Genomic DNA, 3,520 nt, shown 5'->3' with positions numbered 1-3,520 from the left:
GTTCGGGTGCTGCGTCGCTCTATTAATAACTGCAATTCATCTTTGCTGTAAAAGCCCTGAACGTCACGTTCCGGATAAAACTGATCATCCCAAATATAGGTTTCAAAGCCGCTACTGTAGAAAATAATCGGTCGCTGGCCTTTTAACTGCTGCAGGCAATCGGCATAAAGCTCCGCCTGATGTTTGCCTTTACGTGAATCGACCATGGTTTTTTTGGCTTCAATCACCGCCAGTGGCAAACCATCATCTCCCCACAGCACATAATCGATATAGCCCTTGCCAGAAGGATTAGTGCTTTTTGGCATACCGGTCACGGGATATTCAAGGTGATATCCCTCCTGCAGATCATCCCATCCGGCTTCTTTGAGGGATAAATCAATATAACGACGGCGGGTTTCGGCTTCAGAAACCAGCAAAGGCACAGCGGTTTCAATATTTATCGACTGTTCACGCGCCTGTTTGCGTTCGGCCAATACGCTTTTTTGGTGTTCGAGTTGCTGTTTTAATTGGGTGTTTTGTTCAGCCAGTTCACGTTGCAGGGTTTCAGCTTCGCGCTCAATGGCATTTTTGGCGGCCACATCGGCCACGGTATCAGCTAGTTGTTGTGCATTGGGCTGGGTGGCTGGGCCATGCGGGATTAAGGCTTCATCAAATACCTGCAATTCAGGTGTTTGTTTACCGTAATAAATCGCCAGATGACGCATAAAGCGATACAGGTATTTCAGTGACGCTAAAGCATCGTGCTGGCTGACTGATTTACCATGGGCAGCAATATTACCGGTTTTGCGAATCAGATTAAGTTCGTTAAATAAGGTGTTGTTAAATAACGATTTAAAGCTGTGTTCATGCAGCAAAGTACTCAAATCCGCACGCCATGGACGGCTTAAAGATCGATCGTGGTCATACAACCAGTTCACGGCATTTTCAAGGCTGGAACGGCAGAAAATCGCCGAGGCTTTAGGGGAGAGAAACGTCAGTTGTTCTGCTTCAACGGCATCGGCATAAAGTGCCGGAAAATCGTTTTGCAGAAACTGAAAATTACTCATCAATGCTTCCCTGCTATTGGACCATGACGCTATGCTGCCTTATCTGCCGTTAATTCGCCAGTAAAAGCGCGTTGTAACAGGCTGTTAAATAAAGCTTCGGACTTTTCTAGATTGGCTTGGGCTTGTTGTTTTTGTTGTTCGATTAAATTTATAGACACTTCAAATTGGTTCTGTAATTCGATTGGGGGTAATCCGATCTCAATATTTAAAATAATTTTTTTATTCAAATTCATCATCGTTACGCCTTGAGCATTACGCTCTAGATAACTTTTGCCACTATCGCTTGTTATCACGTGTAAAAGATAAGTAGAGTTCACGTTATTGTTTGGTCTGAGGTATAAACTTCCAGTACCACAGAAGAAACCCTCTTCTTTTCTAGTTATTAAAGCGCATCGTCCCATTTCACCTCTTCTCGCCATGATCAAATCACCTTTTTTTAGGTGGTAATTTGGCAAGCTGTCATATTTTTCCTTCAATATCGAAAATGAATTACTTGGTAAAACTTTAGATTCAACGATATGTACAGGATTTATTAATGGAACACCATTTTCAACATAGTCATGTTTATGCAACTGAGAACCAAAAGGTCCAATTTGCACTTTGTCTAATAACTGTCTGAAAGTTGCTTTGGGATAATGTTTGATATTTAAAAACACATCACCAAACATCTCCAAAAACAGGGATTGGCTCAAAGCGGTGTAATGCTCGACCAGTTGCTGGTCTTTTTGTCTGAGGCTATCTGCTGCATCCAAAATCGCGGCAATCTGCTTTTGCTCTGTCATTTGGGGAAGTGGGATTTCAACTTTGCTGAGTGTGGATTTGGAAATCTCTTTGAATGTTGCACCATTCCCCATATCTTTGAGCTGAGGAATGATATTTTTTATTGCATAAAATAAATATTCAACATACAGGTTTTTATTTGGTACTAAAGATTTAAAGCCTTGGTTAGTACAAGCTTCAATTGTTGTAATAGCAATGTGACCAATTGGTGCTCTTGAACTCAATAGTAATGTATTTTTAGGTAGCAGCGTTGTTGAACAGCTTTTTAGACCTAAAGCCGTTATTTTTTCAGGCGCTTCTGAAATGTATTTTGATTTAATTCGGCTTAAATCCTTCGGCGTAAACCAATCTATTTCACCATCCCAGAACTCGGCTTTATTTCTTGATGGCGTAGATCCACTAATAATTTCACAACAATCGCCAAGAGCAACTTTATTAAATTGGTTTGTCAGCACCGCTTTCACCCCAACAACTCCTTAAGCATAAGCAAAGCTTGGCTACGCTCTTTATCCAGTTGCTCTATCTCTGCAATGATTTTAGCCGGTGAGTCATATTCCATCTGTTCATATACCACTTCTTTATAGCGGTTAATGCTTAAATCCCAGTCGTTTTGTTTGATTTCATCGAAGGGCACCATAAAGCTTTGTTCGGTGCGTTTTCGGTCTGCTTCTTTATCACGGTTTTTGAAACGATTGATGATGTCGTCAATATCATTGTTTTTAATCGGGCTGCGTTTATCGTCGAGCGAATAACCATCGGCCTGCATATCGTAAAACCAGACATTGTCGGTGCCGCCGTTATTGGTTTTGGTAAAAATCACTACTGCTGTACTGACACCGGCATAAGGTTTAAAAACACCGCTGGGCATGGAAATAATAGCTTCAAGGCGTTGTTTTTCCACCAGGGTTTGTCGCAGTTGTTTATGGGCATTGGATGAACCAAATAACACACCATCAGGAATAATTACTGCACTGCGACCACCAACATTGAGCATGCGTAAAATCAGCGCGATAAACAGCAATTCGGTCTTTTTCGTTTTGACGGTTTTCAGCAAAGAGCTTTCGACACCGTCGTAATCCAAAGAACCTTTAAACGGTGGGTTAGCCAGAATCAGGCTGAATTGTTCACGACTACTGGCATTGCTTTCACCTAAGGCATCCAGACCAATCAGATTGGGTTTCTCAACGGCATGCAGTTGCAGGTTCATCGCTGCAATGCGCAGCATGGTGCTATCAAACTCAATACCAGTAAACATGTCGCTGTTAAAGTGTTCACGAAAGGAGTGATCATGCAGCCAATCAGGATGGTTTTCGTAAATATAATTGCCCGCAGCCACCAGAAATCCCGCCGTGCCACAAGCTGGATCGCAAATGGTGTCTTCGCGATTGGGCTGCATCATTTCTACCATCATTTTGATGATATGACGTGGGGTGCGGAATTGACCGTTGGTGCCGGCAGAAGCGATTTTGGAAAGCAGATATTCGTATAAATCGCCTTTGGTGTCGCGATCATCCATCTGGATTTTGTCGATCATCTGCACCACCTGATCCAGCAACTTCGGCGTCGGGATCATAAAGGTCGCGCCTTTCATATACCGCGCGAATACTCCGGCTTGGTTACCCACCTGTTTCATATGCTCGAAAACAGTCAGGTTGTCTGCATCTTCCTGAGGGTGAGTGAAGAGTTCAAACATC

The 3,520-nt window shown here is 42.8% G+C and carries 3 protein-coding genes; all 3 read right to left on the bottom strand.

The window, feature by feature from the left end; translation table 11 throughout:
* The coding region (locus B3O33_RS13075; RefSeq protein ID WP_292363791.1) for a DUF4145 domain-containing protein at positions 1 to 1,046 on the bottom strand (1,046 nt) is incomplete at its 3' end.
* Between the two features lie 29 nt (positions 1,047 to 1,075).
* Positions 1,076 to 2,290 carry a restriction endonuclease subunit S gene (locus B3O33_RS13070; protein ID WP_292359484.1) on the bottom strand — a complete coding sequence of 405 codons (1,215 nt, stop codon included), beginning with the start codon at positions 2,288 to 2,290 and terminating at the stop codon, positions 1,076 to 1,078.
* A partial coding sequence (locus tag B3O33_RS13065; protein ID WP_292363790.1) for an HsdM family class I SAM-dependent methyltransferase occupies positions 2,287 to 3,520 on the bottom strand: 1,234 nt, incomplete at its 5' end. The genes B3O33_RS13070 and B3O33_RS13065, both read right to left, overlap by 4 nt.

Origin of the sequence: Methylophaga sp. UBA1464 (assembly GCF_002325665.1) — a bacterium.
Taxonomy (GTDB): domain Bacteria; phylum Pseudomonadota; class Gammaproteobacteria; order Nitrosococcales; family Methylophagaceae; genus Methylophaga.
This window is presented reverse-complemented; position numbering and strand designations above follow the sequence as displayed.